The 2,365-nt window shown below is 36.6% G+C and carries 4 protein-coding genes and 1 pseudogene; 4 read left to right on the top strand and 1 reads right to left on the bottom strand.

The window, feature by feature from the left end; genetic code table 11:
* From I6F65_RS21155 to I6F65_RS21140, 4 genes and pseudogenes are all read left to right on the top strand, one after another.
* A pseudogene (locus I6F65_RS21155) lies at positions 1 to 282 on the top strand (hypothetical protein); the annotation flags it as partial.
* Between the two features lie 249 nt (positions 283 to 531).
* Positions 532 to 714 (top strand): hypothetical protein, encoded by a 183-nt coding sequence (locus tag I6F65_RS21150; RefSeq protein WP_166115312.1) that lies wholly within the window; start codon positions 532 to 534, stop codon positions 712 to 714.
* A 5-nt stretch (positions 715 to 719) separates the two neighbouring features.
* Complete coding sequence (locus I6F65_RS21145; protein ID WP_166115314.1) at positions 720 to 1,427, top strand: hypothetical protein; 708 nt, start codon at positions 720 to 722, stop codon at positions 1,425 to 1,427.
* Positions 1,424 to 1,849 (top strand): hypothetical protein, encoded by a 426-nt coding sequence (locus I6F65_RS21140; RefSeq protein WP_166115316.1) that lies wholly within the window; start codon positions 1,424 to 1,426, stop codon positions 1,847 to 1,849. Before I6F65_RS21145 ends, I6F65_RS21140 begins: the two co-directional genes overlap by 4 nt.
* 99 nt (positions 1,850 to 1,948) lie before the next feature.
* Here the strand turns inward: I6F65_RS21140 and bcp are convergent.
* Positions 1,949 to 2,365, bottom strand: a 417-nt coding sequence (gene bcp, locus I6F65_RS21135) for a thioredoxin-dependent thiol peroxidase (protein WP_197114784.1), incomplete at its 5' end; no start/stop codon positions are given.

Genomic DNA, 2,365 nt, shown 5'->3' with positions numbered 1-2,365 from the left:
ATGCCCAAAGGGCTACCGTTTGAGCTTAAATCGTACCTTGAACTTGTTGAATTAACAGGCCGTTGTATACGAGAAGATAAGCGAGGGTATATTGAAAGTACACACTTGCCTTTACTAGGCAGAGTGAATATCTCCCCAGAAAACTGGTTAAAACTCACCACACAATTTACACGTGTATTTCATGGTGCAGTAGGCCGACCATCCTCACAAGCACGTTACTGTGAAAATTTAAACCGCAAACGGCGGGCAAATATCAGTAACTGCGAAAAGCTACTCGCATAAAGCTTAAACTACTCAGTAAAACTATTTAGTAATAAATCACAACTGTATCATGCAGTTATTCTCATGTGTGTAATTTAGGTTTAAGAGTGCTAATGGCTTATTCAATGGGTTAAATGAAAGTAATCCAGCAGGAAAGGTAAATTATTAACCTAAAAAGTAGATTTTATGGCACAGTTATATTTTTTAATTAGAGTGGCTGTCTAGTTTAGTGGTCTACAAGTATGCAAATTTACAATTAAAGGAGTAATAATGATTTCACTTAAAATGACAGGTTCAGTTGGAGATAAAGGGAAAAATTCGTCTGTAGATATTTATTTAATTAAAGCTTTACTCAATACTTATGCAAGGCAAATTTGTAGAAAACCTCTTAAGGTGAATAATAAATTTGATACAGACAGCCTCTCCCTATTAAATGACTTTCAAAAAATGTAGTTAAAATGGGAACACCCGATGGGGTCGTATCTAGTAATCAAAGAACCTTTAAGGTACTTGTAAGCAATTTAAAAAATAGCTTTAGATTAAGCTCTATAACTTCGCCAACTAGAGGAGTTTTAACTTGGGACTCTGAAGGTAAAGAAGGTGGTCTCTTTCATAGCCGTATTCTCCATGTTCCGAATCTCGTGTCTGGATTAACGCTTGGACGAGGCTATGATATGAAAGGCAAATCCTCTACGAGAGTCCAAACCGAGCTTGTAAAAGCTGGACTTTCATTATTTCATGCTCAGAAGTTAAGCAGAGGTGCGCGCTTATCGGGTATAAATGCTGAACGGTTTATTGTAGAAAATGATCTTCTTGACTTTCAAATTACAGCCCCAGCTCAACTTGCTCTTTTTAATATTGCATATTCATATGAAGAGTCTGAAGTAAAGCGCATTTGTAATAAAGGAGATACAGTAAAAAAATATGGTACGGTTGATTTTGATTTAATGCCAAAATCAGTTTTAGAATTATTCGTTGATTTGAAATATCGCGGTGATTACTCGCCTAAAACGAGAGAGTTTTTACAAGAACCTCTTTCGAAAGGAGATATAAGCAATATTAAAACGCTTATGAGTGATCGTTCTAAATGGGCTCATGTACCCATTGAGCGTTTTAATATGAGAAGTAAATTTGCTTCATTAATACCTCTTGGAGTAACACCATGAATAACTTAAAAAGTCTATTTGTATTATTATTATTATTCCCTTTCACGGCTTGTATGGCTGTAGTCAATGAGAATAAAGCCGACTTAAAACCTTCAGTTATGATCGAGGGTGAATACCAAGGGAAAATGGCTACTTACCTTAGCTATAATACAGAAGACTATCCTTGTTTTAAAATAAAGCTAGGTGAGTCAGGTAGCAAAGAATTTTGTAGTTTTACAGATGAAATAGGCGAAGTGACTGATGCGAGAAAAGACGTGAGTGCTATTTCATATAAAAATGTTAAGTTTACGAAAGATGCTTTAAAATTAGTAATTGATATAAGTGCCAGAGGACCTGGGCGATTTTTCCTTGATTGTACTATTTCATTTTCAGACTTTGTTAATAGTGAACCGCGCTGTACTTTTAGAGATGCGGAATATTAACCTAAATATTTAATAATTAGCATAAAAAAAGCGTCGCCTTTGAGCAACGCTTTTCTGTATTTTTCTAATAGCTGGTAGCTAACTTACTCTGCCATTAGCTTACTCTGCTGCGAGATAGTCCAAAACCACTTGATGATGGTCTTTGGTTTTAAACTTATCAAATAGGTGTTTAACTTTACCGTCTTGGCCTACTAAAAACGTAAGGCGGTGAATACCATCGTACTCTTTACCCATAAACTTTTTGTAGCCCCATACACCAAATGCTTCAGCAATGGCGTGGTCTTCATCGGATAGCAGGTCAAAGTTAAGCTCTTTTTTCATTTCAAAGTTTTTCAGGCGCTTAATCGGATCTGGGCTAATACCTACAACGCGGGTGTTAAATTTAGCAAGCTCGGCTTGTTGGTCGCGTAGGTTTTCGGCTTGTACAGTACAGCCCGGCGTTGACGCTTTAGGGTAAAAGTACACAAGCACTTGTTGCTCTTTTAACAGCTCGCTTAATGTTACTGTTTCGTCGTT

The organism is Pseudoalteromonas sp. SWXJZ94C (assembly GCF_015864385.1).
Lineage (GTDB): Bacteria > Pseudomonadota > Gammaproteobacteria > Enterobacterales > Alteromonadaceae > Pseudoalteromonas.
Note: the sequence above shows the minus strand (reverse complement) of the source record. Positions and strands in the feature narration are given on the sequence as shown.